This is a genomic window from Photobacterium sp. GB-50 (assembly GCF_003026755.1).
Taxonomy (GTDB): Bacteria; Pseudomonadota; Gammaproteobacteria; order Enterobacterales; family Vibrionaceae; genus Photobacterium.
Genome location: NZ_PYNX01000049.1, coordinates 1 through 1,118, shown reverse-complemented (window position 1 = coordinate 1,118; position 1,118 = coordinate 1). Strand labels below are relative to the sequence as shown.

Below are 1,118 nucleotides of genomic sequence, written 5' to 3'. Positions count from 1 at the left end.
AACCATTATTTACAGTCGGTGAATGACGTAGCTTGGTAAGCATCCTGTTTTTGGAAATAGCGGACCAGAGGGTCGGAGATTCCTTCTCTATATAGACTCAGCTCTTCACTGACCACAATTTAAAAGTAGTGGTTTAATAAACCATTATTTACAGTCGGTGAATAGCGCAGTTTGGTAGCGCATCTGGTTTGGGACCAGAGGGTCGGGGGTTCGAATCCCTCTTCACCGACCACTATTAAAAGGTAGTGGTTTCGATAAAACCATTATTTACAGTCGGTGAATGACGTAGCTTGGTAAGCATCCTGTTTTTGGAAATAGCGGACCAGAGGGTCGGAGATTCCTTCTCTATATAGACTCAGCTCTTCACTGACCACAATTTAAAAGTAGTGGTTTAATAAACCATTATTTACAGTCGGTGAATAGCGCAGTTTGGTAGCGCATCTGGTTTGGGACCAGAGGGTCGGGGGTTCGAATCCCTCTTCACCGACCACTATTAAAAGGTAGTGGTTTAATTAACCATTATTTACAGTCGGTGAATAGCGTAGCTCGGTAAGCATCCTGTTTTTGGAAATAGCGGACCAGAGGGTCGGAGATTCCTTCTCCATATAGACTCAGCTCTTCACTGACCATAATTTAAAAGTAGTGGTTTAATAAAACCATTATTTACAGTCGGTGAATGACGTAGCTTGGTAAGCATCCTGTTTTTGGAAATAGCGGACCAGAGGGTCGGAGATTTATTCTCTATATAGACTCAACTCTTCACTGACCACAATTTAAAAGTAGTGGTTTAATATAACCATTATTTACAGTCGGTGAATAGCGCAGTTTGGTAGCGCATCTGGTTTGGGACCAGAGGGTCGGGGGTTCGAATCCCTCTTCACCGACCACTATTTAAAAATAGTGGTTTAATATAACCATTATTTACAGTCGGTGAATAGCGCAGTTTGGTAGCGCATCTGGTTTGGGACCAGAGGGTCGGGGGTTCGAATCCCTCTTCACCGACCACTTATTAGAAGCCTCGTCGAAAGACGGGGCTTTTTTGCATCAGATGTCTTTCATATTTTGTTGAATAGCATGTTTGGTAGAGCATCACAGCTCTAGGTAAATGGCGGACCAGA

The 1,118-nt window shown here is 43.3% G+C and carries 4 tRNA genes; all 4 read left to right on the top strand.

The features are described 5' to 3' along the window. Positions 1-155 precede the first annotated feature (155 nt). The 4 genes from C9J41_RS21585 to C9J41_RS21570 all read left to right on the top strand — a co-directional run bounded on the left by C9J41_RS21585 (position 156) and on the right by C9J41_RS21570 (position 1,005). Positions 156-232, top strand: a tRNA-Pro gene (locus tag C9J41_RS21585). Positions 233-413: 181 nt separating this feature from the next. Beyond that, a tRNA-Pro gene (locus tag C9J41_RS21580) sits at positions 414-490 on the top strand. Between the two features lie 320 nt (positions 491-810). After that, positions 811-887, top strand: a tRNA-Pro gene (locus C9J41_RS21575). 41 nt (positions 888-928) lie between these two features. Then, positions 929-1,005 (top strand) — tRNA-Pro (locus tag C9J41_RS21570). Positions 1,006-1,118: the final 113 nt, after the last annotated feature.